This is a genomic window from Halobaculum saliterrae (assembly GCF_009831625.1).
Taxonomy (GTDB): domain Archaea; phylum Halobacteriota; class Halobacteria; order Halobacteriales; family Haloferacaceae; genus Halobaculum; species Halobaculum saliterrae.
Genome location: NZ_WUUS01000001.1, coordinates 486,344 through 510,332, shown reverse-complemented (window position 1 = coordinate 510,332; position 23,989 = coordinate 486,344). Strand labels below are relative to the sequence as shown.

Sequence of the window (23,989 nt, the reverse complement as noted above, 5' to 3'; positions counted from 1 at the left end):
CCGCCGGGGGTTCGCGGGATCCGGCGCCTGACGAACGCTTCGAAGCCCTTTTGCCGGGTCCACGGATACGCCGGTGCATGGAAATCGACGCCGAGATGCGCCGCATGATCGCCGTCTCCGTCGGCGCAGTCGTCGTCTTCATCGCCCTTCTGGTCGCCATCGGGATCCAGTACACCGACGGCCACAACCTCTCGAGCGTCGGCGCGTACTACTTCGTCGCCGCGATCGGGCTGTTCATCGCGTTGATGGCCGTCGCCGGCGTTCTTCTCGATCGCGGGGAGTAGCGACCGATCGACCGCCGATTCGGAGCCGCCGTTCCGGCGACGGTCGGTCGAGCGACCCTCGTTCAGGCAGGGGCGTCGCCGACGTCCGTGTGTTCCCTGTCGCGCCAGTCGACCACCTCGTCGGCCTCGCGAAGCTTCCGGCTGTAGTACTCCAGCGGGTGCGGCGCGACGCTCCGGTGGTTGTGTTCGTTCTCGCAGACCCCGTACTCGCCGAGCGTCCGGCACGAGGGAGGCGGGTACTGCGCGCCGGAGTCGTCGCGGAGGTACGCGAAGCGGTCGGCGACGAGGCCGGGGTCCAGCCCCGTCAGCGCGACGACCTCATCGGCGTCGAGGTTGAGTCCGGCGAGAAACGCGAGCAGCGAGAACCGCTCGTACGGGTCGAGGTCGTCGCCGCCCTGTGCCCGACCGAGCAGTTTCCCGACGCACGGCGGGAAGTGCTCCGGCGCCACCACGTCGAGGTCGGCGGCGACGCTCCGGTCGGCAAGCAGGTCGCGAAGGTCGCCGATCTCGGCCTCCAACTCGTCGGCGAGCTCGTCGCCGACGCCCTCGAACGGGAGCCCGTCGCCGACGCGGTCCTCGACGGCCTCCCGGAGCAGGCGGTACAGCTCCTCGCGTTCGGTTCGCACCTCGCCGTCGACGAGCTCGCGGTTGACGAGCCGCCAGTCGTCGCCCCAGCCGGGGTCGACGTACGAGAGGTACGCGCCGACGCCGAGCCAGAGCCACTTCCCCTCGACCTGTCCGGGCTTCGGGTCCTCGACGCGGACGGCGCCGTCGAGATCGAACTCCCGCAGCAGGGCCGGCTGGTCGACGCGAGCGGGATCCGGTCGCGCGCCGTCGTCGCGGGCCTGGTGGAGGTCCTCGGTGAATCGGCGGTGGGCGGTGGCCGCCTCGGCCTCGGCGTACTTCTCGACGGCCGCGCGGGAGTCGAGCAGCGAGACGAGGATCCGCGCGATCGGGTACGAGAGCAGTTCGTCGCGGGTGTCCCACTCGCGCGGCTCCGTCGCCTCGACGGTGCCCTCGGTGAGCGCGCGCTCGACCCGCTCGCGGCCGCGGTCGACGGCGGGGTCGCCGTCGGCGACGAGCGCGGCCAGATCGACGCCCGACTCGCGGACGGCCTCGCGGGCCGACGCGAAGAAGGGGTACCGGGCGTGGCGCGGCTCCATGGTCGGCTGGTCGTGGTGGCGGCTGGAGGTTAAGCGCGACGGTCCGGCGCGTCTCGGTTCGCGGTGCCACCGCCGCAGTTCTGATCCGTGGCGGCGCGGATCGACCTATGCTGACTCGAACCCCTCCTCCCACCGAAACGTGCCGTTTCGCTGGACGACCTCGCCGTCGACGAGCATGCGCGAGTCCTCGGACACGTCGGTGATCATGTCGACGTGGACCGCGGAGTCGTTGCCCGACTCACCCTCGGGGAGACAGGCGTCGTAGGCACGCCCCAGCGCGAGGTGGACCGTGTCGCCCATCTTCTCGTCGAACAGGATCGAGTCGGTGAAGCGGTCGATGCCGCGGTTCATCCCGATCCCCAGTTCGCCCAGCCGGCGGGCACCCTCGTCGGTGTCGAGCACGTCCGCGATGGCGTCCTCGCCCTGCTCGGCCGCGAAGTCGACCACCTCGCCGTCCTCGAACGTGAGCGAGACGTTCTTCACGCGCGTCGCGTCGATGGTCATCGGCACGTCGAAGAACACCTCCCCCTCCGTGGCGTGCGGGGCGGTGAACACCTCGCCCGAGGGGAGGTTATGGGAGTCGTAGGCGACCGACGCGGCGGAGTTGACCGCCGTGCGCCCCTCGATGGACATCGTGAGGTCCGTGTGCTCCGTCTCGATGCGGACCTCCGATCCCTCGTCGAGGACCTCCTTCATGTTCGCCATCTCGTCGGCCAGCGACTCCCAGTCGCGGAGGACGGCGTCGTACACGAAGTCCTGATACTCCTCGTAGGCCATTCCGGCCTGCTGGGCGAGCGAGCGCGTCGGGTGGACCGTGGAGACCCAGTCGGTGTCCATCCGGGCCTCGCGGGTCGCCGTGGTCGCCTTCCGGGCCTTCTGCCGACGGTCGCCGTCCACGTCCGCCATCGCCGTGGTGTTGCGGCCGCCGCCGATGCGGAGGTAGACGTCAGCGGCCTCCAGCATCGCCAGCTTCGGCTCGCTGTGTGCGAACTCGCGGTCGTCGTCGCCGGCGCGGAGGAACGCGCGGCCCACCTCGCTGGACCCGTACGTCGTCAGCAGCGTCGCGTCGCGCTTCCCCAGCTCCGCGGCCACCGCGACCGCGAGGTCGTGGGCGCCCTCGGCGACGTCCATCACGACCTGATCGCCCGCCTCGACGCGGGCGCTCCAGTCGACGAGTACCTCGGCGTGCTCGCGCACTCGGTCGTCCATGTCGCCGACTGCGGACGGCGAGCGCGTAAGTGCGGCGCTTTCGGGCGGTCGGGGCACGGTCTCGGCGAGCGACCACGCCTCGGAACGCCGCTCGACACACCGCAACGCCTACGCCCGACCTCGCCGACGCGCCGGTATGAGCATGCAACTCGGCGTGATCGGGCTGGGTCGGATGGGGCAGATCGTCGTCGACCGCGTCCTCGACGCCGGCCACGACGTGGTCGCGTTCGACCTCGACGCGGAGGCGACCGCCGCGGCCGCGGAGGCCGGCGCGGAGCCGGCCGACTCCGTCGCGGATCTGTACGACCGACTCGACGGCGGCGGGAGCGAGGACAATGACGGGGACGACGCCGGCGCCCGGATCTGGCTGATGGTGCCCGCCGGCGACGCGGTCGACGCCACGCTCGACGAACTCGAACCGCACCTCACGGGCGACGACGTGGTCGTCGACGGCGGCAACTCGTACTTCGAGGACTCCACCCGCCGCGCGGAGTCGACCGACGCGGCGTACCTCGACTGCGGCACGTCCGGCGGCCCCGCCGGCGCCGAGTTGGGCTTCTCCCTGATGGTCGGCGGCCCCGAGTGGGCCTACGAGGAACTGACGCCCGTGTTCGACGCCGTCGCCACCGGCTCCGCGGGCCACGACCGGATGGGGCCCGCCGGCTCGGGCCACTACGTGAAGATGGTCCACAACGGCGTCGAGTACGCGCTGATGCAGGCGTACGGGGAAGGGTTCGAACTGCTCCATCGCGGCCGCTACGACCTCGATCTGGAGGCCGTCGCGCGCACGTGGAACAACGGCGCGGTCATCCGCTCGTGGCTGCTCGAACTGTGTGAGGAGGCGTTCCGCGAGGAGGGCAACGATCTGGGCGACGTGGCCGACCGTATCGAGGGCGGGTCGACCGGCACGTGGACGGTGCAGGAGGCGCTCGAACAGGAGGTTCCCGTGCCGCTCATCTATCAGGCGCTCGCCGAGCGCTTCGACTCGCGCGAGGAGCGCTTCGGCCGCCGTCTCGCCAGCCGCCTTCGGTACGGGTTCGGTCGACACGAGGTCCCGCGGCGGGACGAGTAGACGGGCGGTCGCTCCGCGAACACGTTCGCCGTCTCCGGGTTCGACGGCTCGCTCGCGCGCTGGGCGATCACAACCCTTGTTACCCCCCGCTTCCAAGCCGGATCCATGGTAGACCCCGTGGCTATCGGGTTCGGCGCGGGCCTCGTGTTGGTCTTCGTCGCCCTGCACGCCGCCCGCGGCACCGGCTGGGAGGCCACCGCGGACATCTCCGAGGAGGTCATCGAGCGGCGGGCCTCCACCGTCGAGGAGACGGAGTTCCCCGAGCCGGGGAGCCGCGCCATCGGGGGCGGGAGCGCCCCCGCCGGCGCGGTCGCGGCCGGCGAGGAGGGCGAACTGGAGGAGGGCGCGGCGGCCGAGGAATCGTCCGGCCCCGGCGACGTTCCCGAGGACGAGATCGAGCACTTCGAGGTCGAGTTCACGAAGGAGGGCGACACGATCGAGGTCGCCAACAACGAGACCGTTCTGGAGGCCGGCGAGGACGAGGGCTGGGACATGCCGTACGCCTGCCGACAGGGCCAGTGCGTCTCGTGTGCCGGCCAGATCACCTCCGGCGGCAACGCCGAGGACTACGTCGAACACGACAACCAGCAGATGCTCGACGACGCCGAGCTCGACGAGGGGTACACCCTCACCTGCGTCGCGTACCCCCGCGACGACTTCACGATCGAGACCGGCGAGGCGCCGTAGCGTACCGCGCCCGCTCCACCGCCGACCCGTTTTCACCCGTCGCCTCCGTCCTCGCCAGCCCGTGGCTCGCCCGTCGTGCGCTCGTGACGGTTCCGAAGGCTTATTCGCCGGGCCGGGGTACGGGAGTGTGAGGGCGGCTAGTTCAGCGGACAGAACGCTTGGTTCCGGACCAAGAGGTCGGGGGTTCAAATCCCTCGTCGCCCGCTTCTGCGCGAACCACACTGCGAGCACCGCGGAGCGTGTGCGAGCGCCCGTGAGTGCGAACAGTGTCTCGAGAGATTTGAAACAGAGAACACCGAGCGAAGCGAGGTGTTCACGTGGTTCAAATCCCTCGTCGCCCGCTTCCGTACCATTCGTTTCGGCGCTACTGTCAAGAAGCGTCTTGAGCGTCTGAAACGGTCGTATTATGCAGATACCGGATCGGTAGCCGCCCCCGGCCGCCGAGCGGTCCGAAACGAGAAACCTCGACGGGACCCGGTTATCTGTTCCAGAAGGCGCCGGTGAACATCACGAACACCGGGATGATCTCCAGCCGCCCGATCCACATCAGGAAGATCATCAGCAGCTTGCTCGTCGCCGGGAAGTCGAGATAGCTGCCGAACGGCCCGAGGAAGCCGAACCCCGGCCCGATGTTTCCGAGCGTCGCCAGGCTCGCGCTGACCGCCTCCAAGACCGTCATCTCGAGGCCCACACGTCCAGCGTCCAGCAGGATCAACACCGTCGCAACGCCGAACGTGAGCAGGTACAACAGCGTGAAGCCGTAGATCGCCTGGATCACTCCCTCGTCGATGACGTGTCCCCCGAGGCGGACCGGCTTGACCGCGTCCGGGTGCGATGTCGTGAACAGCTGCCGCCGGATGCTCTTGATCACCACGATCCAGCGGACGATCTTCACGCCGCCCCCGGTCGACCCGGCGGACCCGCCGATGAACATCGCGAACAACAGGACTCCCTGTGCGGTCGTCCCCCACTGTGCGAAGTCGCTGGTCGCGTACCCCGTCGAGTTCAACAGCGAGGCGACCTGGAAGGTGGCCTGTCGGAGCGAGTTCTCCAGCGCGCCCTGCGTGACGCCGCCGAGCTCCAGCGGCGGCGCCGACCCCGTGAACAGGAGCCCCCACAGGATCACGGCCACGCCGGCGTTGGCTCCCAGATACGCCCGGAGCTCACGGTCCCGGAGGAACGCCGCGTACTCGTCCTGCAGCAGCAGGTAGAACAGCGCGAAGTTCATCCCCGCGACGAGCATGAACGGGATGACAACCCACTGGACGGCCGGCGAGAACGCCGCGATGCTGTCCGCCTGCGGCGAAAACCCGCCCGTCGGGAGCGTCGTGAAGCCGTGGGCGACCGCGTTGTAGACGTCCATGTTCGGCGCCATCCCCGCGTAGTGGAGGGCAACGAGGATGCACACGTAGAGGACGGTGAAGCCTAGATAGAACAACCAGAGCAGCCGCGCGGTCTCGGCGATCTTCGGGGTCAGCTTCTGGAGTTCCGGCCCGGGAGCCTCCGAGTCGATCAGTTGCGCGCCGTTGACCGCGGCCTCCGGGAGGATCGCCACCATCAGCACGATGATCCCCATGCCGCCGAGCCACTGGGTGAGTTGCCGCCACATCAACAGCGCGTGGGAGTGCTGCTCGAAGGAGATCTCGGCGGTGACGGTGGCGCCGGTCGTGGTGAAGCCGGACATCGACTCGAACAGCGCGTTGACCGGGAGCCGGAGCGCGGAGTCGGTCCCGTACCCCGCGAGGACGTACGGGATCGCGCCGACGACCGCGACGGCACCCCAGGCGATCGCCACGAACAGAAGCGCCTCGCGGGCACCGAGTTGGGGGTCGTCCTCGAGCCGCTCCAGCAGGAGGCCGACGCCGACGGCGATCCCGATGGAGAGGAGGAACACGACCGTGTCCTCGCCGTAGAGGAGGCCGATCGCCAGGGGAACGAGCATGGCGACCGCGAGATACTTGATCACGGTCCCGGTGAACGCGACGCTCTGGCGCCAGTTGACTCGAACCGACATCAGTGATCACCGCGTGATAGATACGGTCCTCCGTCGAGTCGCGGCAGACCACTCGTTCCTGTCGGGCACATCAACAACGGGTGTGCTGGCCGCGTCTACAATTTATTGGCGGCTTCGTCCGCCGGGGTGGATCGGTATGACACGATCGCGCGACCGTGACTGACGACTGTGTCGGGCCGCGGCAGAACGAGAGGCTCCAGGCGGGTGATCGTTCCGTCCGTCCGGTCTCAAAAGGTGTACGCCATCATCGCCTCGTCGACGTACTCCCCGTCGATGGTGTAGTGGTCGCGGCGGATCGCTTCGGTCTCCCAGCCGTGGTCGCCGAGGAACTCCAGAGCGGCGGCGTTCGTCACCGGAACGCTGTTGTACACCTTCCGGAAGCCGTTAGCCTCGGCCCAATCGAGCCCGCGCTGCAGCAGTTTCCCACCGATGCCCACCCGCCTGTGCTCGGGAGCGACACCGACGGTCTGTTTCGCGGTCTCGCGAACTCGCGATACCTGCGGCAGGTCGAGGTGGGTCCAGCCGACGAGGTCCTCACCGACCGTGGCGACGAAGAACACTCGCGACTCAACCGAGTTGTGTCGCGTCACCGTCTCCTCGTACAGCAACTGCTCCGCGATGCTCTCGGCGACGACGTACGTCTCCTCGTCGGTGACCGCGCGGATCGCCGCGACCAGTCCCTCGAAGTCGTTCTGACGGGCGGGGCGGATCGTGAACGACGTGTCGGCGGTCTCGTACTCCTCGACCGCGCCCACGTCGAGCGCGACGCGGAGCGTCCCGCCGTCGTCGTCGAGGTACCCGCGTGACTCCAACCGGTCGAGTTCGCGCTCGAACTCCTCGGCCGGCGCCGAGACGGTCCGCTGGACGACGTGGCGGTTCGCGGTGCCGTGGCGCTCGACGTACTCGTAGATCCGCTTGCTCACCTCGGACTCGAACGTGGGCCGCTCTGCGACCTCCATGCGGGCACGTTCGCGCCCCGGGGCTTAGCGTTTGGCACGCGGTAGCACTTGACGTGAAACCCGGTCTCGACTCACTCCCAGGGCTTGACCAGCACCTTCACCGCCTCGCGCTCGTCCATCATGCGGTATCCCTCGGGGACGCCGTCGAGGCCCACGGTCTCGGTGAAGATCGGCGACGGGTCGAGCGTGCCCTGAAGCACGTCGGCCATCAGTTCCTCGGCGTACGCACGGACGGGCGCGACGCCGCCGCGGAGCGCGATGTTGTCGCCGAAGAACGGGAACAGGTCGAGGCCGCCCTCCATCCCGTGCGGAACCCCGACGTAGCCGACGGTGCCGCCGGGGCGGGCGACCTCGACGGCCGTCTCCATCGCCGAGGCGGCGCCGACGCACTCGAGCACGTGGTTCGCGCCGCCGTTCGTGATGTCCAGCACCTCCTCGACGGCCGCCTCGCCGCGCTCGGCGACCGTGTGCGTCGCGCCGAACTCCTCGGCGATGTCGAGCCGGTCCTCGTGGTGTCCGACGGCGACGACCCGCTCGGCCCCCAGCCGGCGGGCGGCCGCGACGCCGCACAGGCCGACGGCGCCGTCGCCGACGACGACGGCGTCCTCGCCCGCCTCGACACCCGCCGAGAGAGCGGCGTGGTGCCCCGTCCCCATCACGTCGGTGAGCGGGAGCAGGGACTCGAGGACCGCCTCGTCGTCGGCGTAGCGGTCCGGAACCCGGACGAGCGTGCCGTCGGCGTGCGTCGAGCGGACGAACTCCCCCTGTCCGCCGCCGTTGTCGCCGCCCCAGGAGTCGCCGTTCACACAGGAGGTGTGCAGTCCCTTGCGACAGAACTCACACGAGCCACAGGAGATGGCGAAGGGCGCGAGCACGCGGTCGCCCGGCTCGACCGAGCGCACGTCCTCGCCGACCTCCTCGGCGATGCCCATCGGCTCGTGACCGACGCCGGTGCCGGCGTCGCGGTCGCTCTCCCCGCGGTAGAACCACAGGTCCGACCCGCAGATGGCGGTGTGCGTCACGCGGACGATGGCGTCGGTCGGCTCCTCGATCTCGGGCTTGTCGACCTCCTCGACCCGGATGTCTCCGGGGCCGTGAAACACTGCTGCGCGCATACGGGTTCCCACGACCGCCCGCGGTTTCAACCCCACCGTGTCGGCGATCCGTCGGGCACGCCTCCGGCGTCCCCGTCGTGGCCGGTCCCGTCGACCGACCGTCGTCCTCTTTGGTCGAATTTGGGTCCCTTTCGGGAAAATAATTCATTGGCTACGAAGCCGGAATATAGGCTGGTCATCAATGACCGACACGACTCGACGGACCGTACTGGGGGGAATCGCGACCGGCACCGCGCTGCTCGTCGGCGGCGCCGGTGCCGTGACTGCGGACGAGGGAACCGAACGGGGCGGCGACGAGGCGGGTCTCCGGATCGCCCACGCCTCGCCGGATGCGCCGGCGGTCGACGTGCTCGTCGACGGCGCGGTCGCCGTCGAGGGCCTCGAGTTCCGGCAGGTCACCGACTACCTCGAACTGCCGGCCGGCGAGTACGAGGTCGCCGTGAACGTCTCCGGCACCGACACGACCGTGTTCGGCCCCGCGGAAGTCGATCTGGCGGCCGAGGACTACACCGCCGTCGCGCTCGGCGAGGTGTCCGACGACGACACCGAGTTCACGGTCTCGGTGCTGGCGGACACGAACGGCGCGAACCTCGACGACGACGAGGCGCGGGTCCGTGCGGTCCACGCCTCGCCGGACGCGCCAGCGGTCGACGTGACTGTGAACGACGGCGTGCTCACGCTGTTCGACGGCGTCGCCTTCGGGGACTCGAGCGGGTACGCGGTCGTCCCCGCCGGGGAGTACGACGTGGAGATCCGGCCCGACACGGCGGACGACGACGGCGACGTCGTGTTCGAGGCGGAGGACGTCGAACTCGCGGGGCGGTCGACGTACACCGTGTTCGCGCTCGGCTACCTGACGGCCGAGGACGAGCCCGCCGCCGAGCCGTTCGGGCTCCTGCCGACGCTCGACGCCGGCGCGCCGCCCCGCGGCGACGATGACGACGAGGCGGACGGCGGGGACGACGGTGCCGACGAGGTCGAGCGCGGGCCGCCGGAGGACGTCCCCGGACGGGGGCGCGGTCGAGACGACGGGGAGGAGAGCGACGACTGATCGCGAGACGGGCGGCCGCCGCGGCCGTCGATCCGAGACCCGGCGGCCGCCGGCCCCGCCGGTGTATTTAGGTGACGGGCGGCTCTGTGGTTGTCCGATGGAGGCGGTCCTGTGGCAGGTGTTGGCCGGGACCCGGGGGGGACCGAACAGAGCGCGCATTCTGAAGGCGCTCGACGAGCGCCCGCGAAACGCGAACCAACTCGCGACGGAGCTGGATCTCGCGTACAAGACTGTCAGACACCACCTCGACGTGCTCTCGCGCAACGACGTCGTTCGAAACAGCGGCTCGGACTACGGCGCCGTCTACCTGCCGACGGACCGCGCCCGGGATCACTGGGACACCGTCGAGGAGATCACCGACCAACTCGACGCATGACTGATCACACACTCACTACCGGCGCATCGCGCCCACCCCGGAGGTACCGATGAGCCTGACGCTCGATCTGGCCCGCGCGTCGGCCGGGCTGAACGTCGTCCTGCTGGCGACGCTCGTCGCCGTCTGGGCACGGACGTACGGCGAGATCCGCTCGCGGGAGACGCTCGGATCGCTCGTGTTCGCCCTGCTGCTGCTCGCTGAGAACGTGCTCGCGCTGTACTACTACTTCTCCGGGTTGGCGCTGCCCCCCGCGGCCGTCGAGGCGATGCTGGCGTTACAGGCGCTGGAGACGGCTGCGATCGCGTTCCTCGTGTACGTCACCGTTCAGTGACGTCACGCGGCGATCGGGTCGGCCGTCCGGCGGACCGTCAGGGTCGCGCCGCAGTCGGGGCACGTCAGCGCCTCGACGCCGTCGCGGTGTTCCTCGACGATCCAGTCCTCCCCGACGGGGGCGGCGTGGTCGCACTCGGGGCAAAACAGCGTGCTCTTCGGCGGCGGTCGGCTGGTTCGCGTGGAGGGAGTGTCCATGTCGGAACTACGTGCTCGGGACGGATAACGGCGTCTCTCCGGCTATCAGTGTTGAATCGAACGCTTCGTGATCACGTCACAGGCGGCCGCTCGGGGAGAACACTCCGTCGGGGTCCCGTCGTCGCTTCACCCCCCGAAGCCACCGGTAGTTGTCGCCGTACACGTCGCGGGCGGCGGCCTCGCCGCGCTCGGTCCCCGAGAAGTTCGGCAGTTCCCCCGTCACCGTTCCGACCTCGCGAACCGACTCGGCGGACCCGCGCGCCCACGAGACGTGCTCGTCGTCGTCGGCCGGGTCGGCCCACTGCGCCTCGAAGTTGAGCACCACCTCGGCGTCCCGCTCGGGCACTGCCGTTTCCGTCGGGTCGAGGTCGGCGATCGCGCCGCCCATCGGCCAGACGACGACGGTGCTGTCCGGCTCCGTGTCCGCCTCGCCCGGCAGTGCGGCCATCCGCTCGGCGACGAGGTCGACGAGGTCGTCGGTGAACGTCTCGACGGCGACCGACTTCCAGTAGTAGCGGTCGCCGGCGCCGGACTCGCCCCCGAGGTACCGCTGGAGCTCCCGGTACGGCACTCGTTCGGCGTGGTCGAACAGCGGCGCCGCCGCCTCACCCTCGCGATTTGCCCCGGTCCCGGACTCGGCCTCACGCTCGGTCTCGTCCCCCGGTTCGCGCCCGGTCTCGCGCGCGAGGTCGCGAAACGGCGCGAGCGCCCGTTCCCCGGGGTCGGGATCCCCGGCGTGCGCGCCGAGGACGCACAGCGCGAGGTCGCCCGCGCGGTCGTCGGGGAACCCCGGCTCGTCGGGCACCCGCGCGACGTACGGCGAGGCGTTCGTCTCCCGGGGCGCGTCCCGGTGCAGCCGTCGGTACGCCCGTAGCAACGCCGCGATCCCGTCGGCGTCGTCGACCGGGAACCACGTGTCGCACATCGCCACCTCGTCGGGGACCGACACGAGGTCGAACGCCAGCTCGACGGCGACGCCGAAGTCGCCGCCGGCGCCCCGGACCGCCCGAAACAGGTCGGAGTTCGCGTCCGGGCTCGCGGTGACTCGCTCGCCATCGGCGGTGACGAGGTCGACGCTGACGAGCCGGTCGCACGCGAGCCCGTGCGCTCGCGAGAGGTAGCCCGTGCCGCCGCCGAGCGTCAGGCCGGTCACGCCGACCCCGGGGGCGACGCCCTGCGGCGTCGCGAGGCCGTGCTCGGTCGTCGCCGCGTCGAGTTCGCCGATGGTGGTGCCCGGCTCGACGACGGCGACCCCCGCGTCCGGGTCGACCGTCACCTCCCGCATCGCGCCCACGTCGCACACGAGGACGCCGTCGCCGGTCGAGGTCCCGACCGAGGAGTGCCCGCCCGAACGCGTCGCGATCCCGAGTCCGGCCTCGCGCGCGGCGGTGACGACGCGGGCGACGCCCTTCGGGGTCGTGGGGTACGCGACGGCGGCCGGGAACGCCGAGACGAACCCGTTCCAGACGCGTCGGGCCTCGTCGTAGCGGTCGTCCGTCGGCGTCACGACCGCGCCCGGGAACAGCGTTCGCCAGTCGCCGACGGCGTCTCGGGTCACGGGACGGCCGTCGCCGATCAGGTCGGCCGCCAGCGACGCGAGCGCGTCGGCGTGGGCGTCGGCGACCGCGCGGGCGTCGTCGCGACCGAACGCCGACCCTCGGCCCACCGCCCGGCCGTCGTGCCCGCCCGCGATGTCGTCCGATTCTCTGTTCATACCACCCGGTGTCGACACGGGAAGGAAAAGCCATCGCGGGCGCCCGGTTCCGGCACACCCCGCGCTGCCGCGGTCGACAGCGCAACGGCTATCGGTCCGCCGGCCGGACCGAGGCACATGGACCGGCGGCGTGCGCTGGCGTACGCGCGGGTCGGGGTCGCCTACCCCGTCGGCAGCGTCGCGGCCGCCGTGGGGCTCGCGTGGCTGGTCGGGTGGGACGCGGGGCTCGTCGTCCTCGCGCTGTCGATGGTCGCCGCGGCGACGTTGGCGGGCGTCACCCTCTCGGAGACGGGCGGGATGCGTCCCCCCGAGGCCGACCGGGGACGCGAGCAACAGCGCGGTATTCTCGGTCTCGGCGGCAACGGTGGCGGCGGCAGTGCGGACGGCGACGTCCCTGACGTGGCCCGGAGCCGTCGGGCGCGCCTGCGGGTGTTCTCGCTCGGGCTGTTCGTGCTCACCGTCGCGCTCGTGCTGGTGCTCGGCGGCGTGGTGCCGGGGCTGTAGGCGGAACGGACCCGGGGCCGAGGGTGAGACGGTCCGAGTCCGGAACTGTTCTCGGCGCGATCGCGACACGGACAGCCGCGGCTTCCGGGTCGCGGCGTCGAAAGAATCGAGTCTCGGTCGGGAGGCGGTGCGTGTCGGCGTCGTGGGGTGTGGTGTTGGCTGGGGGCCTACTTCACATCGCGCCGCCCATGCCGCCCATGCCGCCCATACCGCCCATGCCGCCGCCCATGCCGCCGGCGGGGTCGTCATCGCCGTCGTCGGTGCCGCCGCCCTTCAGGTCGCCGGCCGCGATGACGTCGTCGATGCGGAGGATCATCGTCGCCGCCTCGGTGGCGGACTCGATGGCCTGCGTCTTGACGCGACGCGGCTCGACGACGCCCTCGGCCTCCATGTCGATCACGTCGCCCGTGTAGGCGTCGAGACCGGCGCCGAACTCGCCGCCGTCGTGGCGGGCGCGCAGGTCGACCAGGGAGTCGATCGGGTCGAGGCCGGCGTTCTCGGCGAGGGTGCGCGGGATGACCTCCAGCGCGTCGGCGAACGCCTCGACGGCCAGCTGCTCGCGGCCGCCGACGGAGTCGGCGAAGTCACGCAGCTCCAGCGCCAGCTGGGTCTCGGGCGCGCCGCCGCCGGGGAGCACCTGCCCGTCCTGCAGCGTCGTGCGGACGACGCCCAGCGAGTCGTCGATGGCGCGCTCGACCTCGTCGACGACGTGCTCGGTGCCGCCGCGGAGGACGAGCGTGACCGAGCGGGCGTCCTCGACGTCCTCGACGAAGATGCGCTCGTCGCCGCCGATGTCCTTCTGGGCGACGGAGCCGGCGAAGCCGAGGTCGTCCTCGGTGATGTCGTCGAGGTTGGCGACGACGCGGCCGCCCGTCGAGCGGGCGAGCCGCTGCAGGTCGGAGTCCTTCGCGCGGCGGACGGCGAGGATGCCCTCCTGCGCGAGGTAGTGCTGGGCCATGTCGTCGATTCCGTCGCCGACGAAGACGACGTCCGTGCCGACGGCGGTCAGCTTGTCGACCAGCTCCTTGAGCTGCTTCTCCTCCTGGTCGAGGAACTGCTGGAGCTGGTCGGGGTCGGTGACGTTGACCTCGGCGTCGATCTCGGTCTCCTTGACCTCGATGGCGCCGTCGAACAGCGCGACGTTCGCGTCCTCGACCGCGTAGGGCATGTTCTCGTCGACGCGCTCCTTGTCGACGATGACGCCCTCGATGAGCTCGGAGTTGCCGATGGAGCCGCCGACGACGGTCTCGACGGAGACGTTGTCGGTGTCGACGCTGCCGTCGTCGTCGCGGACGGCGAGGACGGCGTCGACGACCAGCTTGGCGAGCGTGTCCCGGGCGGACTCGGCGCCCTTGCCGGTCATCGCCGTCGAGGCGATCTTCTCGAGCGTCTCGCGGTCGTCCGCGGTGACGTCGATGGCGCGGTCGTCGAGGACCTCCCCGGCCTTCTCGGCGGCCTGGCGGTACCCCTGCGCGATGGTCGTCGGGTGGACCTCCGAGTCGATGAGCTCCTCGGCCTGGTCGAGCAGCTCACCGGCGATGACGACGGCGGTCGTCGTTCCGTCGCCGACCTCGTCCTCCTGGGTCTCGGAGACCTCGACGATCATGTTGGCCGCCGGGTGGTCGATGTCCATCTCCTTCAGGATGGTCACGCCGTCGTTCGTGACGACGACGCCGCCCGAGGAGTCGACGAGCATCTTGTCCATTCCTTTCGGGCCGAGAGTGGTCCGAACGGACTCCGCGACGGCCTTGCCGGCCGTGATGTTCATCGACTGGGCGTCCTTGCCCGACGTTCGCTGGCTGTCCTCCGAGAGTACGATCATGGGCTGGTTGCCCATTCGCTGGCGTTGAGACATGAGTCACTCTCTGATTGTTTCCGATTCTATAAAAAGGTATCGACGACGGTCCGTCAACGGCTCTCACGAAGCCGATCCAACCGCATGTGACTGCTTGTCATGAATGATTTATATACCGATCTGGCTCCGTTCGGTGGGATCCGGCGAGGCCTAGAAGTCGGTCACTCGCGACTGGATCCGCCCATCGTCGACGCCGGCGTCGTCGACGGTCCCCTCGGTACCGCGGAGGTACTCGGCGAACTCGTCGGCGGATACCTCCGTCCGCGTGTCCGCGAACGCTAGCTCCGTCAGCGACAGCGGCTCGCCCGCGCGCATCTTCCGCCGCACCTCCGCGACGCTCAGCGCGTGGAACGTCACGTCGAGATCGACCGTCGCCGCCCGTTCCTCGCTCGCCTCCGCGAGGTTCACCCCCTCCGACAACACCGTCTCGAAGTCGAGCTCGGTGTCCTCGACGCCCCGGTACAGGAACGCCAGCGCCGACACGAGCGCGTCGAACGCGGCGGTCCCCTCGCGGTCGAGGCGATCCGCGAACACCAACTCCCGGTCCCGTTCGCTCATCCCCCCGACTAGCACCTCGAAGTCGTACAGCGCGGCGTGTATCCTGTCACGAATGCGCGCTCGCGCGTTGCGTTCGGACTGTACGCTCGCGAACTCCGTCTCCCCGCGCAGGTACCGCCGATCCGCGGGAGTCAGGATCCCGCGATCTCGATCGTCAGGCATACTCCAAATCGAAGTATGGATTCTGAAGACATATAGATTCATACTCGGTATCCGGGTATCTACCGGATATGGCGGAAAAATACTTATTGGGAAACAGGTCCGTGATCCGCCATGGCGGACGACGACCCCACGACAGAGTTCTCCCCGAGCGCCGACCCGTCCGGGTCCTCCGTCGGCGCTCCCGTTCGAGTTCGCGTCCGAGCCGACACCCTCCGCCCGCTCCTCTCGGCAGTCGGTTCGCTCGTCGACGAGTGTCGAGTGACGTTCGGCCCCGACGGGATCCGGGCGGCCGCGATGGACCCCGCGACGGTGGCGGCCGTGGAGGTGGAGTTGTCGGCGTCGGCGACGACGGCCTACGAGGCAGACGGCACGACCGTCGGCGTCGACGTGACCCGGCTCCGGGAGGTCCTCGGGATGGCCGACGACGACGACCCGGTGACGCTCGCGTTCGACCCGGACGGACGCCGACTCCACGTCGTCGCCGGGGAACTGGAGTACGCGATGGGGTTGTTCGATCCCGAGAGCGTCCGCGGTCCCCCCGACATCGATGAACTGGGCTTCGAACACACCGCGGCGTTAACGCTCCCCGGCGAGACCGTGGGGCGGTTCGTGGCGGCCGCGGGGATGGTCGCCGACCACCTCACGCTCGGAGTCGATCCCGGCGAAGGAGCGTTCGTGGCGTCGGCCGACGGCGACACCGACGACGTGCGGTTCGTCGTGCCCGCGGAGGAGGCGGCCGCGTTCGAGGGAGGCGAGGCCGAGTCGCTGTTCTCGCTGTCGTACTTGGAGTGCATCGAGCGTGCGGTCCCGTCGGGAGCGGACGTGCGCGTTACCCTCGGGCGGGAGGCGCCGCTGGGCGTCGAGTACGAGGTCGCGGACGGCGGCGGACGCGTGGAGGCGTTCGTGGCGCCGCGGCTACAGGCGGTGTGAGAACGGGTACGGACGGCACCGGATCGGGCGGTCCGCGGGATCGGGCGGCGAGGGGCGACGCCTCCGCGACTACCGCGGCTCCTCGGCGTTCCCCGTCGGCGTCGAGAGGTCCGGCGCGCCGTGGATCTCGTTGTGCTTGCGCTCCAGGAACGAGTAGACGGCCCCGTGGGGGGCGCCGTCGAGGATCATTCCCGTCGCGCGGCGGACGGCCTCGACCTCCTCGGGCTGGCCGATGACGCCGAGGGTCGTCCCCTTGATGACGACTTCGGCGCCCGAGAGGTCCTCCATCAGCTCCCGCGTACGGCCGTTCTCGCCGATGAGGCGGCCCTTCTGGCGCTGGAGGTCGTTCTTGTTTCGCGTCTCCGATGCGAGATCGACCAACTCGAACCGTCGCAGGTCGTGCTCCAACAGCGAGAGGGCGACCTCGGGGGTGAACCCGCGTCCGATCGCGCGGACGATGTCGGGAGCGACCAGTCCGGCGACCGGGTCGCCGACGCTGTCGATGGCGACCGAGCCCGACTCGGAGTCGATGTCGAGTCGGACCTCGGCGCGGTCCTCGATCTCCCGCATCGTCTCGCCGCCCTCGCCGATGAGCACGCCGATGCGGTCCTGCGGAACCTTCACGTGCTGCATACACGGGATCTTCGCCCCGACGCGGTTAAGCGTTCCCTCGGGAACCCGCCGCGTCAGCGGGTCACACGCTCGAACCGTCGACCGTCCGACGGCGGCGTCCCCTGACTACTCCCCGTCGCCGCCGCGGTCCGCGGGGTTCGAGTCCTCGGGGGTCCGGTCCGCGGGGTTCGGGTCCGTCGCGGGATCGGGCTCGGCGGCCGGCTCCGCCTCGGGCGTAGTGACGTACTCGTGGAGGTCGTCCGCGTCGGTTTCGAGGCCCTGTCTGGAGAAGAACGAGGCGACGTTGCGGCAGTCGCGCTTCAGGAAGTCGTCGGCGTTCGGATGGTGGACCGTCACCGCCTGTCCCAGATCGATGACGACCAGCTCGCCGTCGTGAATGATGAGGTTGTACTCCGAGAGGTCGCCGTGGACCAGCCCCGCCGAGTAGAGGCGCCGCATGTACTCGCGGACGACCTCGAAGGCGGTCTCGGGGTTCTCCACGTCGACCTCCGCGAGCCGGCGCGCGCGGTCGTCGGCGTGGCCGACCAACTCCATCACGAGGACGTTGCGCTGGACGGCGATCGGTTCGGGCACGCGCACGCCGGCCTTGCGGGCCCGTGAGAGGTTCGAGAACTCCTTGCGAACCCACGCGACGACGACCTGCTTCTTGTCGGAGCCGATCCCCTCGAACCGGGGGTCGCCCTCGAGGTAGTCGCGCATCTGCCGGAAGTTCGAGGTGTTGATGCGGTACACCTTCGCGGCGACCTCCCGGTCGTCGGCGCCGAGCGCCTCGTAGACGTTCGCCTCCTTCCCGGTGGAGATGGGTCCGCCGAACGCGGCGATGTGGCCGTCGCGGGTGAGCTTGTACAGCGCCGCGAGCGTGGCGTCGTCGAACACCGACGCCTCGACCTTGAACTGCTCGGTGTTCTTGATCCGTTTGCGGAACTCGTCGAACTCGTCGTCCTGTCTGCGGGCGATCTTGTCGGCCTCAGTCTGGGCGATGTCCTCGAGGTCGAGGTCCTCCCACTCATCGCCCGGCGCGTCCGCCTCGTCGGGTTCGACGAACCCGAACTCTCCGGTCATCTCTCGGGACGTACGCGCTCGGGAGTGAAAAGCACCGGCACCCGAGGGCGCCGTCGCGTCGCCGCGACCGGGGTCGACTCAGGCGATGTGGCCTTCGTCGCGCAGCTGGTCGGCGTCCTGGCTCTCGTAGCGGTGTTCGATGTCCGCCTTCTCGTCCTGCCAGTCCCAGGGGCTGACGAGGACGAGGTCGCCCTCGCGGATCCAGGTCCGCTTCTGCATCCGTCCGGGGATCCGCGCGGTGCGTTCGGTGCCGTCGTTGCACCGGACCTTCACGCGGTTGGCGCCGAGCATCTCCGTCACCTCGGCGAACACTTCGTCGTCGTCGGGCATTCGGAGGTTCTTGCGACCCGTCCCGTCGCCGTCGCTCATACTCCTGTGTTCTCGCGTCCGACAGTTAAACTCGGCGGGTGCGAGGCAGAACGTGGTGAGGCCTCGACAGCGTACGGGGAACGAGCGCGGTCGAACAGCGTGAGGCCTCGACAGCGAACTGCGAGCGAAGCCGATCCACGGGCGGGTGCCGCCCGCCCGGAACCCGCCGGCCTTTTCAGGAGCTACCGAGACGACCGGGTGTGATCGACAAACTCGGTACTGCCGGCGTCGCCGGCGCGGTCCTGCTGTTCGCCGGCCTCGCGCTCGTCGCGTGGTCGGCGCCGATCGTCGCGGTCGGCCTCGCGCTGGTGCTGGCCGGCACCGGCCTCGTGGTGAAGGGGCTCGCGACCAATCTGCTCCGACAGTTCGGCTTCGCCTGAGCGGCGATCGGGGGGACGGCGCCCGACAATCGACCGGCTCCCGTCCGGCCATCGACCGACCGGTGGCGCCGCCGGCCCGTTCGGCATCGCGGCGACCGATTTTTTGAAACATAAATACGTTTCGGAGAATCGCGAGGCGCTCCTATCGGAGCGGGGGACTTCGGTGCGAGCAGCCGACGATTCGGGACGATGAACAGGACCAGCCGCGACTGGTGGCCGAACCGACTGAACTTGGAGGTCCTGGACCACAGCGACAGCCAGCGGGACCCGCGGGGCCCGGACTTCGACTACGCCGAGGCGTTCGGGGAACTCGACCTCGACGAGGTGAAGGCGGACATCGAGGACGTGCTGACGACCTCTCAGGAGTGGTGGCCGGCAGACTACGGCCACTACGGGCCGCTGATGATCCGGATGGCGTGGCACAGCGCCGGCACGTACCGCATCTCCGACGGTCGCGGCGGCGCCTCCCGCGCCGGACAGCGGTTCGCGCCCCTCAACAGCTGGCCCGACAACGCGAACCTCGACAAGGCCCGTCGGCTGCTCTGGCCGGTCAAGCGGAAGTACGGACGGAAGCTCTCGTGGGCCGACCTGCTGGTGCTGACCGGGAACGTCGCCCTGGAGTCGATGGGGTTCGAGACGTTCGGCTTCGGCGGCGGGCGCGAGGACGCCTTCCGGCCCCACGAGGCCGTCGACTGGGGGCCTGAGGAGGAGATGGAGGAGTCCTCCCCGGAGCGCTTCGACGAGGAGGGGAACCTCAGGCCCCCGCTCGGTAACTCGGTCATGGGACTCATCTACGTCGACCCGGAGGGGCCGAACGGCGAGCCGGACCTCGAGGGGTCGGCGCACAACATCCGCCAGACGTTCGGACAGATGGCGATGAACGACGAGGAGACGGTCGCGCTCATCGCCGGCGGCCACACCTTCGGGAAGGTCCACGGCTCGGACGACCCCGACGCTCACGGGCCCGAGCCGGAGGCGGCTCCCATCGAGTCGCAGGGGTTCGGCTGGGAGAGCGACCACGAGTCCGGGCGGGGGGCCGACACGATCACCAGCGGCATCGAGGGACCCTGGACGCAGGCCCCGATCGACTGGGACATGGGCTACCTCGACAACCTGCTCGACTACGAGTGGGAGCCCGACCGCGGTCCCGGCGGCGCGTGGCAGTGGGCGCCGACGGACGAGGCGCTCACGGACACCGTGCCCGACGCGCACGACCCCTCGGGAAGGCAGACCCCGATGATGCTGACGACGGACGTCGCGCTGAAGCACGACGAGGAGTACCGGGCGGTGCTCGAGCGCTTCCGGGAGGACTCCGAGCTGTTCCGGGAGTCCTTCGCGAAGGCCTGGTACAAGCTGATCCACCGCGACATGGGTCCGCCGTCCCGGCTCCTCGGCCCGGAGGTCCCCGACGAGGAGATGCTGTGGCAGGATCCGCTTCCCGATGCTGACTACGATCTGATCGGCGAGACGGAGGCAGAGGAGCTGAAGGAGGCGGTCCTCGACTCGGCTCTCACCGTCCCTCAACTGGTCAAGACCGCCTGGGCGTCGGCGTCGACGTTCCGCAAGAGCGACAAGCGCGGCGGCGCCGACGGCGCTCGGATCCGCCTCCGACCCCAGCGCGACTGGGAGGCGAACGAGCCCGAGGAGCTTTCGACGGTGCTCGACACCCTCGAGGGGATCCGCGAGGAGTTCAACGGCTCGCGCTCGGACGGGACCGAGGTGTCGCTCGCGGACCTGATCGTGCTCGGCGGCAACGCGGCCGTCGAGCGGGCGGCGAGCGAGGCCGGCCACGACGTGGACGTGCCGTTCGAGCCGGGTCGGACGGACGCCTCCCAGGAGCAGACCGACGTCGACTCCTTCGGGGCGCTCGAACCGAAGGCCGACGGCTTCCGCAACTACCGCGGGGAGGAGGCCGAGCGGCCGGGGGAGGAGATCCTGGTGGACCGGTCGGAGCTGCTGGACCTGACGGCGCCCGAGATGACGGTGCTGGTCGGCGGGATGCGGGCGCTGGACGCGAACCACGGTGGCTCCGACCTCGGCGTCTTCACCGACCGACCGGGGACGCTGACCAACGACTTCTTCGTGAACCTGCTCGGCATGGACACGGAGTGGGAGGAGTCCTCGGAGGCCGAGCACGTCTACGAGGGGTACGACCGCGAGACGGGGGAACTCGTGCGGAGGGGCACGCGTGTGGACCTCGTCTTCGGGTCGAACGCCGAGCTTCGCGCCATCGCGGAGGTGTACGCAAGCGAGGCGGAGGAGGAGAAGTTCGTGAGCGACTTCGTGGACGCGTGGACGAAGGTCATGCGGGCCGATCGCTTCGACCTCGAGTGATCCGACCCCGGCGGGGGTCGTCGATCGAGTCGCGTCGAGGGCTCGTCCGAGTCGACCACTCACCGTCACCTCTCATTAGGCAAAACATTCTTTACGAATCACAAACAACGATCGACTGCATTCGAGGTGAACAACCATGGCACTCCCGACGAACACGGCGAGTTCCTGGATGCAGAACCTCGACCTGCCGTCCCGCGTCTTCGGCGAGGGCGGCTTCGGTGGCACCGACTACGAACTGTACGAGGAGGACGAGGAGTTCGTCCTCACGATCGACATGCCCGGCTTCGACCGGGAGGAGATCGATCTCGCGTGGGACGAGGGCGTCCTTAACGTCGCGGCCGAGCACGTCGACGAGAAGCGCGGACGCCGGAAGACGTACCACCGACGCTTCCGCTTCCCGCGGGAGATCGACGAGGACGCCATCTCGGCCCGCTACGAGAACGGCGTGCTCGAGGTGACGCTTCCCGCCGTCGTTGACGCGACGGCGACCGGCACGACGATCCCCGTGGAGGGGTAAGGTCGCTGCCGGCGTAGTCGACCGCCCCGGCCGCCGTCGCGGTGGCCGTGAACGAGCGAGCGGATCGTTTTTCGCGACCGTTCACCCGTCCAGTTCCCGCAGCACTTCCCGCCCCGGAGCGATCAGTTCGTTCAGGTGGCTCGCGAGCGCGCCCTTCGCGTCCGCGGGGTGGAGCTCCCCCGACTCCAGATCCGCCGCCAACGACTCGTAGTCGTCGTATTCGAGGTCTCCGCCGTACTCGTCGGGGCGCTCGACGACGACCGTTTCGAAGCGCGGGAACACCGAGTACTCGAAGATCTCGAGCACCGGGTTCTCCCGCTCGTTGCCCTCGTCGTCCGGCTCGGGGTCGCGCGTCGGCGGACAGAACGCGCCGTTGATCTTCTCCTCGATGTCCTCGGCGGAGTCCTCCATCGAGATGGTCGTGCCCGACGAGGAGGACATCTTGCCGACGCCGGTGTCGAGGTCCGCGAGGATCGGCGTGTGGATGCACGGCCGCGCCTCGTACGTGTGGTCGCTCTCGCCGTCCATCCCGGGCACCTGTTCGCGGTGGAGCATGTGGACCTTCCGCTGGTCGAGACCGCCGACCGCGAGATCGAGATCGAGGTAGACGATGTCGAGCGCCTGCATCAGCGGGTACACCAGGTGGCTCACCTTCGCGGTGTCGCCGCCCTGGATCTCCGCCATCGCGCGCTGGGCGCGGTTGAGCGTCGTCGACACCTCCAGCTCGTGGGTGTCGAGGACGTACTCCTCGTCGAGCTGGAACTCCGAGCCGTAGACGAACTCCGTCGACTCGGCGTCGAGACCGTACGCGAGGAACTGGTCGCGCATGCGCTCGGCCGTCTCGCGGATCTCGGCGAACGTCCCCTTGTCGTTGAGGTAGGCGTGGACGTCCGCGAGGAGGACGACGACCTCGAAGCCCGCCTCCTGCAGGTCGATGAGCTTGTTCGCCGTCAGCATGTGCCCGATGTGAAGGACGCCAGACGGCTCGTATCCGACGTACACCCGCTTGCCTTCCGGGTCCTCGGCCAGCGTGCGTACCTCCTCCTCGGTGACCACCTCGGTCGCGTTCCGGGTGATCCGGTCGTAGGCGTCCATACCGGTGGGTGTCGCGTCCGCCGAGTATGTCTTTCGGATGTGTGTGACGGCGTATCCGGCGGTTCCGTCCCGGTCGTCCGGTCCCCTCGCCGGTTCCCGGCTACCCTTCGATCCGTTCCAGCACCGGCTCGGGGTCGTACGCCAGCGAGATCGAACGGGAGCGCCCGCGGCCCTCCACCTCGGCGTACTCCGTCTCCGCGATCCCGAGCTGGTCGAGCTTGTTGACGATCTCGGAGTAGCGCGTGTAGCCCAGGTCGGTCCGGTCGTGGAACGCCTCGTACACGGAGCCCGCCTGCTCGCCGTCGTGCTCCGCGAGCACCTCCACGAGCGCCGTCTCCGACTCCGAGAGTCCGCGGAGACTGCGCGAGAGGTGGACGTACTTCGACTTGTCGTACGCCTCCTCCACGTCCTCGACGCTGATCGTCCGAGAGGCGCGCATCTCGGCGTTGAGCCCGGCCCGGCGCAGGAGGTCGATGCCGACCCGGAGGTCGCCCGACTCGGCGGTCAGCTCCGCCACGCGGTCGAGCTCGGTGTCGCCGAGGACGCCGTCGTGGAAGCCGCGCCTCGCCCGCTCGCGGAGGATGTCGACCACCTCGTCCACGTCGTACTTCGGGAAGAACACCTCCTCGGGGCGGAACACCGACTGTACCCGCGAGTCCAGCTCCTCGATGACCGACAGCGAGAGGTCCGAGGAGATACAGATGACGCCCACCTTCGCGCCCGCGTGGGCCTCGTGCGCGCGCAACAGCGAGTACAGCGCGTCGGAGGCCTCGTTCTCGTAGAACAGGTAGTTCACGTCGTCGAGCGCGACGACGAGCACCTCGTCGTCCTCGACGAGGCGGTCGGCGATCTGCCCGAACAGCTTCTTGAACGAGATGCCCGACGAGGGGGGCTCGTAGTCGAAGATGCCCTCGAAGATGCGCGAGAACACCGCGTATCGCGTCGAGTCGACCTGGCAGTTCACCCGAACGGTTCGCACGTCCGTCTGGGCACGCAGCTCCGAGAACAGCTTCTGAACGGAGGTGGTCTTGCCGGTGCCGGGCGGCCCGCGGACGACGGTGTTGAGCGGGCGGGACCCGCGTGCGGCCGGCCGGAGCGCGTACTTCAACGACTCCAGTTGGCTCTCGCGGTGGCGGAACGTCTCGGGGACGTAGTCGATCTCGAAGACGTGTTCGTCCCGGAAGACGGACTCGTCCCACGACAGCATCCCGTCCTCGGGGTCCCCGCCCATGATACCGGACTCTCGCTCGCCCGATCACTTAATCGTTCCCCGGTGCCGGAGTGAAAGTGAAACTGAATTCGAGACGACGTGTCGGATGGGATATCGTCGGAATCCGGTTCAGTATCGCTCCGGTCGTCGACCCGGTGATCGACCGCGATCCGTGGACCATCCAGCAGGCGACGAGGCCGCAGTTTCA

25 protein-coding genes and 1 tRNA gene are annotated in these 23,989 nt (G+C 69.6%); 12 read left to right on the top strand and 14 right to left on the bottom strand.

Annotated features, from left to right (window positions below):
* Positions 1-77 precede the first annotated feature (77 nt).
* Positions 78-284 carry a DUF7472 family protein gene (locus tag GRX01_RS02535; RefSeq protein WP_159663050.1) on the top strand — a complete coding sequence of 69 codons (207 nt, stop codon included), beginning with the start codon at positions 78-80 and terminating at the stop codon, positions 282-284.
* A gap of 62 nt (positions 285-346) precedes the next feature.
* On the opposite strand, the gene GRX01_RS02530 is transcribed toward GRX01_RS02535, so the two are convergent.
* Positions 347-1,447 carry a DNA primase gene (locus tag GRX01_RS02530; protein WP_159663048.1) on the bottom strand — a complete coding sequence of 367 codons (1,101 nt, stop codon included), beginning with the start codon at positions 1,445-1,447 and terminating at the stop codon, positions 347-349.
* 105 nt (positions 1,448-1,552) lie between these two features.
* Positions 1,553-2,656 (bottom strand): aminopeptidase, encoded by a 1,104-nt coding sequence (locus GRX01_RS02525; RefSeq protein WP_159663046.1) that lies wholly within the window; start codon positions 2,654-2,656, stop codon positions 1,553-1,555.
* Positions 2,657-2,798: 142 nt separating this feature from the next.
* Here GRX01_RS02525 and GRX01_RS02520 point away from each other — a divergent pair, with 142 nt between their 5' ends.
* The 3 genes from GRX01_RS02520 to GRX01_RS02510 all read left to right on the top strand — a co-directional run bounded on the left by GRX01_RS02520 (position 2,799) and on the right by GRX01_RS02510 (position 4,619).
* On the top strand, positions 2,799-3,728 hold the full coding sequence (locus tag GRX01_RS02520; protein WP_159663306.1) for a decarboxylating 6-phosphogluconate dehydrogenase: 930 nt from the start codon (positions 2,799-2,801) through the stop codon (positions 3,726-3,728).
* Between the two features lie 105 nt (positions 3,729-3,833).
* Complete coding sequence (locus GRX01_RS02515) at positions 3,834-4,415, top strand: 2Fe-2S iron-sulfur cluster-binding protein (protein ID WP_159663044.1); 582 nt, start codon at positions 3,834-3,836, stop codon at positions 4,413-4,415.
* Positions 4,416-4,546: 131 nt separating this feature from the next.
* Positions 4,547-4,619 (top strand) — tRNA-Arg (locus GRX01_RS02510).
* Positions 4,620-4,893: 274 nt separating this feature from the next.
* Here GRX01_RS02510 and GRX01_RS02505 read toward each other — a convergent pair.
* The 3 genes from GRX01_RS02505 to GRX01_RS02495 form a co-directional block, all read right to left on the bottom strand.
* Positions 4,894-6,429 carry a TrkH family potassium uptake protein gene (locus tag GRX01_RS02505; RefSeq protein ID WP_159663042.1) on the bottom strand — a complete coding sequence of 512 codons (1,536 nt, stop codon included), beginning with the start codon at positions 6,427-6,429 and terminating at the stop codon, positions 4,894-4,896.
* A 227-nt stretch (positions 6,430-6,656) separates the two neighbouring features.
* Positions 6,657-7,388, bottom strand: coding sequence for a GNAT family N-acetyltransferase (locus GRX01_RS02500; RefSeq protein ID WP_159663040.1), 732 nt, complete (start codon positions 7,386-7,388; stop codon positions 6,657-6,659).
* Between the two features lie 71 nt (positions 7,389-7,459).
* Positions 7,460-8,503 carry a zinc-dependent alcohol dehydrogenase family protein gene (locus tag GRX01_RS02495; protein WP_159663038.1) on the bottom strand — a complete coding sequence of 348 codons (1,044 nt, stop codon included), beginning with the start codon at positions 8,501-8,503 and terminating at the stop codon, positions 7,460-7,462.
* Between the two features lie 181 nt (positions 8,504-8,684).
* On the opposite strand from GRX01_RS02495, the gene GRX01_RS02490 reads away from it, so the two are divergent.
* The 3 genes from GRX01_RS02490 (at position 8,685) to GRX01_RS02480 (ending at position 10,261) form a co-directional block, all read left to right on the top strand.
* Entirely contained in the window at positions 8,685-9,554 is an 870-nt protein-coding gene (locus tag GRX01_RS02490; RefSeq protein ID WP_159663036.1) for a DUF4397 domain-containing protein, read from the top strand.
* 97 nt (positions 9,555-9,651) lie between these two features.
* Positions 9,652-9,930 (top strand): ArsR/SmtB family transcription factor, encoded by a 279-nt coding sequence (locus GRX01_RS02485; protein ID WP_159663034.1) that lies wholly within the window; start codon positions 9,652-9,654, stop codon positions 9,928-9,930.
* 49 nt (positions 9,931-9,979) lie between these two features.
* Positions 9,980-10,261 carry a hypothetical protein gene (locus GRX01_RS02480; protein WP_159663032.1) on the top strand — a complete coding sequence of 94 codons (282 nt, stop codon included), beginning with the start codon at positions 9,980-9,982 and terminating at the stop codon, positions 10,259-10,261.
* A gap of 2 nt (positions 10,262-10,263) precedes the next feature.
* On the opposite strand, the gene GRX01_RS02475 is transcribed toward GRX01_RS02480, so the two are convergent.
* Positions 10,264-10,458: a hypothetical protein gene (locus GRX01_RS02475; protein WP_159663030.1), complete on the bottom strand. Its 195-nt coding sequence runs from the start codon at positions 10,456-10,458 to the stop codon at positions 10,264-10,266.
* 76 nt (positions 10,459-10,534) lie between these two features.
* Complete coding sequence (locus GRX01_RS02470) at positions 10,535-12,172, bottom strand: FAD-binding oxidoreductase (protein ID WP_159663028.1); 1,638 nt, start codon at positions 12,170-12,172, stop codon at positions 10,535-10,537.
* A gap of 117 nt (positions 12,173-12,289) precedes the next feature.
* Here GRX01_RS02470 and GRX01_RS02465 point away from each other — a divergent pair, with 117 nt between their 5' ends.
* Positions 12,290-12,676, top strand: a complete 387-nt coding sequence (locus GRX01_RS02465) for a hypothetical protein (RefSeq protein WP_159663026.1) — start codon at positions 12,290-12,292, stop codon at positions 12,674-12,676.
* A 172-nt stretch (positions 12,677-12,848) separates the two neighbouring features.
* Here GRX01_RS02465 and thsA read toward each other — a convergent pair whose 3' ends face one another.
* Both thsA and GRX01_RS02455 read right to left on the bottom strand, forming a co-directional pair.
* On the bottom strand, positions 12,849-14,498 hold the full coding sequence (gene thsA / locus GRX01_RS02460) for a thermosome subunit alpha (RefSeq protein ID WP_159663304.1): 1,650 nt from the start codon (positions 14,496-14,498) through the stop codon (positions 12,849-12,851).
* 183 nt (positions 14,499-14,681) lie between these two features.
* Positions 14,682-15,251, bottom strand: a complete 570-nt coding sequence (locus tag GRX01_RS02455; protein WP_159663024.1) for a hypothetical protein — start codon at positions 15,249-15,251, stop codon at positions 14,682-14,684.
* Between the two features lie 111 nt (positions 15,252-15,362).
* Here GRX01_RS02455 and GRX01_RS02450 point away from each other — a divergent pair, with 111 nt between their 5' ends.
* Positions 15,363-16,181: a hypothetical protein gene (locus GRX01_RS02450; RefSeq protein ID WP_159663022.1), complete on the top strand. Its 819-nt coding sequence runs from the start codon at positions 15,363-15,365 to the stop codon at positions 16,179-16,181.
* A 69-nt stretch (positions 16,182-16,250) separates the two neighbouring features.
* On the opposite strand, the gene GRX01_RS02445 is transcribed toward GRX01_RS02450, so the two are convergent.
* From GRX01_RS02445 to eif1A, 3 genes are all read right to left on the bottom strand, one after another.
* Positions 16,251-16,814: a KH domain-containing protein gene (locus tag GRX01_RS02445; RefSeq protein WP_159663020.1), complete on the bottom strand. Its 564-nt coding sequence runs from the start codon at positions 16,812-16,814 to the stop codon at positions 16,251-16,253.
* A gap of 105 nt (positions 16,815-16,919) precedes the next feature.
* A complete protein-coding gene (rio1, locus tag GRX01_RS02440) occupies positions 16,920-17,876 on the bottom strand; it encodes a serine/threonine-protein kinase Rio1 (protein ID WP_159663018.1) in 957 nt (318 codons plus the stop codon).
* A 78-nt stretch (positions 17,877-17,954) separates the two neighbouring features.
* Positions 17,955-18,245 (bottom strand): translation initiation factor eIF-1A, encoded by a 291-nt coding sequence (gene eif1A / locus GRX01_RS02435; protein WP_159663016.1) that lies wholly within the window; start codon positions 18,243-18,245, stop codon positions 17,955-17,957.
* Between the two features lie 200 nt (positions 18,246-18,445).
* Here eif1A and GRX01_RS02430 point away from each other — a divergent pair, with 200 nt between their 5' ends.
* The 3 genes from GRX01_RS02430 to GRX01_RS02420 all read left to right on the top strand — a co-directional run bounded on the left by GRX01_RS02430 (position 18,446) and on the right by GRX01_RS02420 (position 21,476).
* Positions 18,446-18,625, top strand: a complete 180-nt coding sequence (locus GRX01_RS02430) for a DUF7470 family protein (RefSeq protein WP_159663014.1) — start codon at positions 18,446-18,448, stop codon at positions 18,623-18,625.
* 189 nt (positions 18,626-18,814) lie between these two features.
* Positions 18,815-20,959, top strand: coding sequence for a catalase/peroxidase HPI (katG, locus tag GRX01_RS02425; protein WP_159663012.1), 2,145 nt, complete (start codon positions 18,815-18,817; stop codon positions 20,957-20,959).
* A 136-nt stretch (positions 20,960-21,095) separates the two neighbouring features.
* Positions 21,096-21,476, top strand: a complete 381-nt coding sequence (locus tag GRX01_RS02420) for an Hsp20/alpha crystallin family protein (RefSeq protein WP_159663010.1) — start codon at positions 21,096-21,098, stop codon at positions 21,474-21,476.
* An 81-nt stretch (positions 21,477-21,557) separates the two neighbouring features.
* Here GRX01_RS02420 and GRX01_RS02415 read toward each other — a convergent pair whose 3' ends face one another.
* Both GRX01_RS02415 and GRX01_RS02410 read right to left on the bottom strand, forming a co-directional pair.
* Entirely contained in the window at positions 21,558-22,571 is a 1,014-nt protein-coding gene (locus GRX01_RS02415) for a tyrosine--tRNA ligase (protein ID WP_159663008.1), read from the bottom strand.
* A gap of 100 nt (positions 22,572-22,671) precedes the next feature.
* Positions 22,672-23,802 (bottom strand): ORC1-type DNA replication protein, encoded by a 1,131-nt coding sequence (locus tag GRX01_RS02410; protein WP_159663006.1) that lies wholly within the window; start codon positions 23,800-23,802, stop codon positions 22,672-22,674.
* Between the last annotated feature and the right edge of the window lie 187 nt (positions 23,803-23,989).

Coding starts and splice junctions, on each gene's coding strand:
- GRX01_RS02495 (WP_159663038.1), bottom strand. CDS start 8,503: ATGCGCGCAGCAGTGTTTCACGGCCCCGGAGACATCCGGGTCGAGGAG.
- katG (WP_159663012.1), top strand. CDS start 18,815: ATGAACAGGACCAGCCGCGACTGGTGGCCGAACCGACTGAACTTGGAG.
- GRX01_RS02490 (WP_159663036.1), top strand. CDS start 8,685: ATGACCGACACGACTCGACGGACCGTACTGGGGGGAATCGCGACCGGC.
- GRX01_RS02410 (WP_159663006.1), bottom strand. CDS start 23,802: ATGGGCGGGGACCCCGAGGACGGGATGCTGTCGTGGGACGAGTCCGTC.
- GRX01_RS02485 (WP_159663034.1), top strand. CDS start 9,652: ATGGAGGCGGTCCTGTGGCAGGTGTTGGCCGGGACCCGGGGGGGACCG.
- thsA (WP_159663304.1), bottom strand. CDS start 14,498: ATGATCGTACTCTCGGAGGACAGCCAGCGAACGTCGGGCAAGGACGCC.
- GRX01_RS02470 (WP_159663028.1), bottom strand. CDS start 12,172: ATGAACAGAGAATCGGACGACATCGCGGGCGGGCACGACGGCCGGGCG.
- GRX01_RS02465 (WP_159663026.1), top strand. CDS start 12,290: ATGGACCGGCGGCGTGCGCTGGCGTACGCGCGGGTCGGGGTCGCCTAC.
- eif1A (WP_159663016.1), bottom strand. CDS start 18,245: ATGAGCGACGGCGACGGGACGGGTCGCAAGAACCTCCGAATGCCCGAC.
- rio1 (WP_159663018.1), bottom strand. CDS start 17,876: ATGACCGGAGAGTTCGGGTTCGTCGAACCCGACGAGGCGGACGCGCCG.
- GRX01_RS02420 (WP_159663010.1), top strand. CDS start 21,096: ATGGCACTCCCGACGAACACGGCGAGTTCCTGGATGCAGAACCTCGAC.
- GRX01_RS02415 (WP_159663008.1), bottom strand. CDS start 22,571: ATGGACGCCTACGACCGGATCACCCGGAACGCGACCGAGGTGGTCACC.
- GRX01_RS02530 (WP_159663048.1), bottom strand. CDS start 1,447: ATGGAGCCGCGCCACGCCCGGTACCCCTTCTTCGCGTCGGCCCGCGAG.
- GRX01_RS02450 (WP_159663022.1), top strand. CDS start 15,363: ATGGCGGACGACGACCCCACGACAGAGTTCTCCCCGAGCGCCGACCCG.
- GRX01_RS02520 (WP_159663306.1), top strand. CDS start 2,799: ATGCAACTCGGCGTGATCGGGCTGGGTCGGATGGGGCAGATCGTCGTC.
- GRX01_RS02455 (WP_159663024.1), bottom strand. CDS start 15,251: ATGCCTGACGATCGAGATCGCGGGATCCTGACTCCCGCGGATCGGCGG.
- GRX01_RS02525 (WP_159663046.1), bottom strand. CDS start 2,656: ATGGACGACCGAGTGCGCGAGCACGCCGAGGTACTCGTCGACTGGAGC.
- GRX01_RS02475 (WP_159663030.1), bottom strand. CDS start 10,458: ATGGACACTCCCTCCACGCGAACCAGCCGACCGCCGCCGAAGAGCACG.
- GRX01_RS02480 (WP_159663032.1), top strand. CDS start 9,980: ATGAGCCTGACGCTCGATCTGGCCCGCGCGTCGGCCGGGCTGAACGTC.
- GRX01_RS02500 (WP_159663040.1), bottom strand. CDS start 7,388: ATGGAGGTCGCAGAGCGGCCCACGTTCGAGTCCGAGGTGAGCAAGCGG.
- GRX01_RS02505 (WP_159663042.1), bottom strand. CDS start 6,429: ATGTCGGTTCGAGTCAACTGGCGCCAGAGCGTCGCGTTCACCGGGACC.
- GRX01_RS02515 (WP_159663044.1), top strand. CDS start 3,834: ATGGTAGACCCCGTGGCTATCGGGTTCGGCGCGGGCCTCGTGTTGGTC.
- GRX01_RS02535 (WP_159663050.1), top strand. CDS start 78: ATGGAAATCGACGCCGAGATGCGCCGCATGATCGCCGTCTCCGTCGGC.
- GRX01_RS02445 (WP_159663020.1), bottom strand. CDS start 16,814: ATGCAGCACGTGAAGGTTCCGCAGGACCGCATCGGCGTGCTCATCGGC.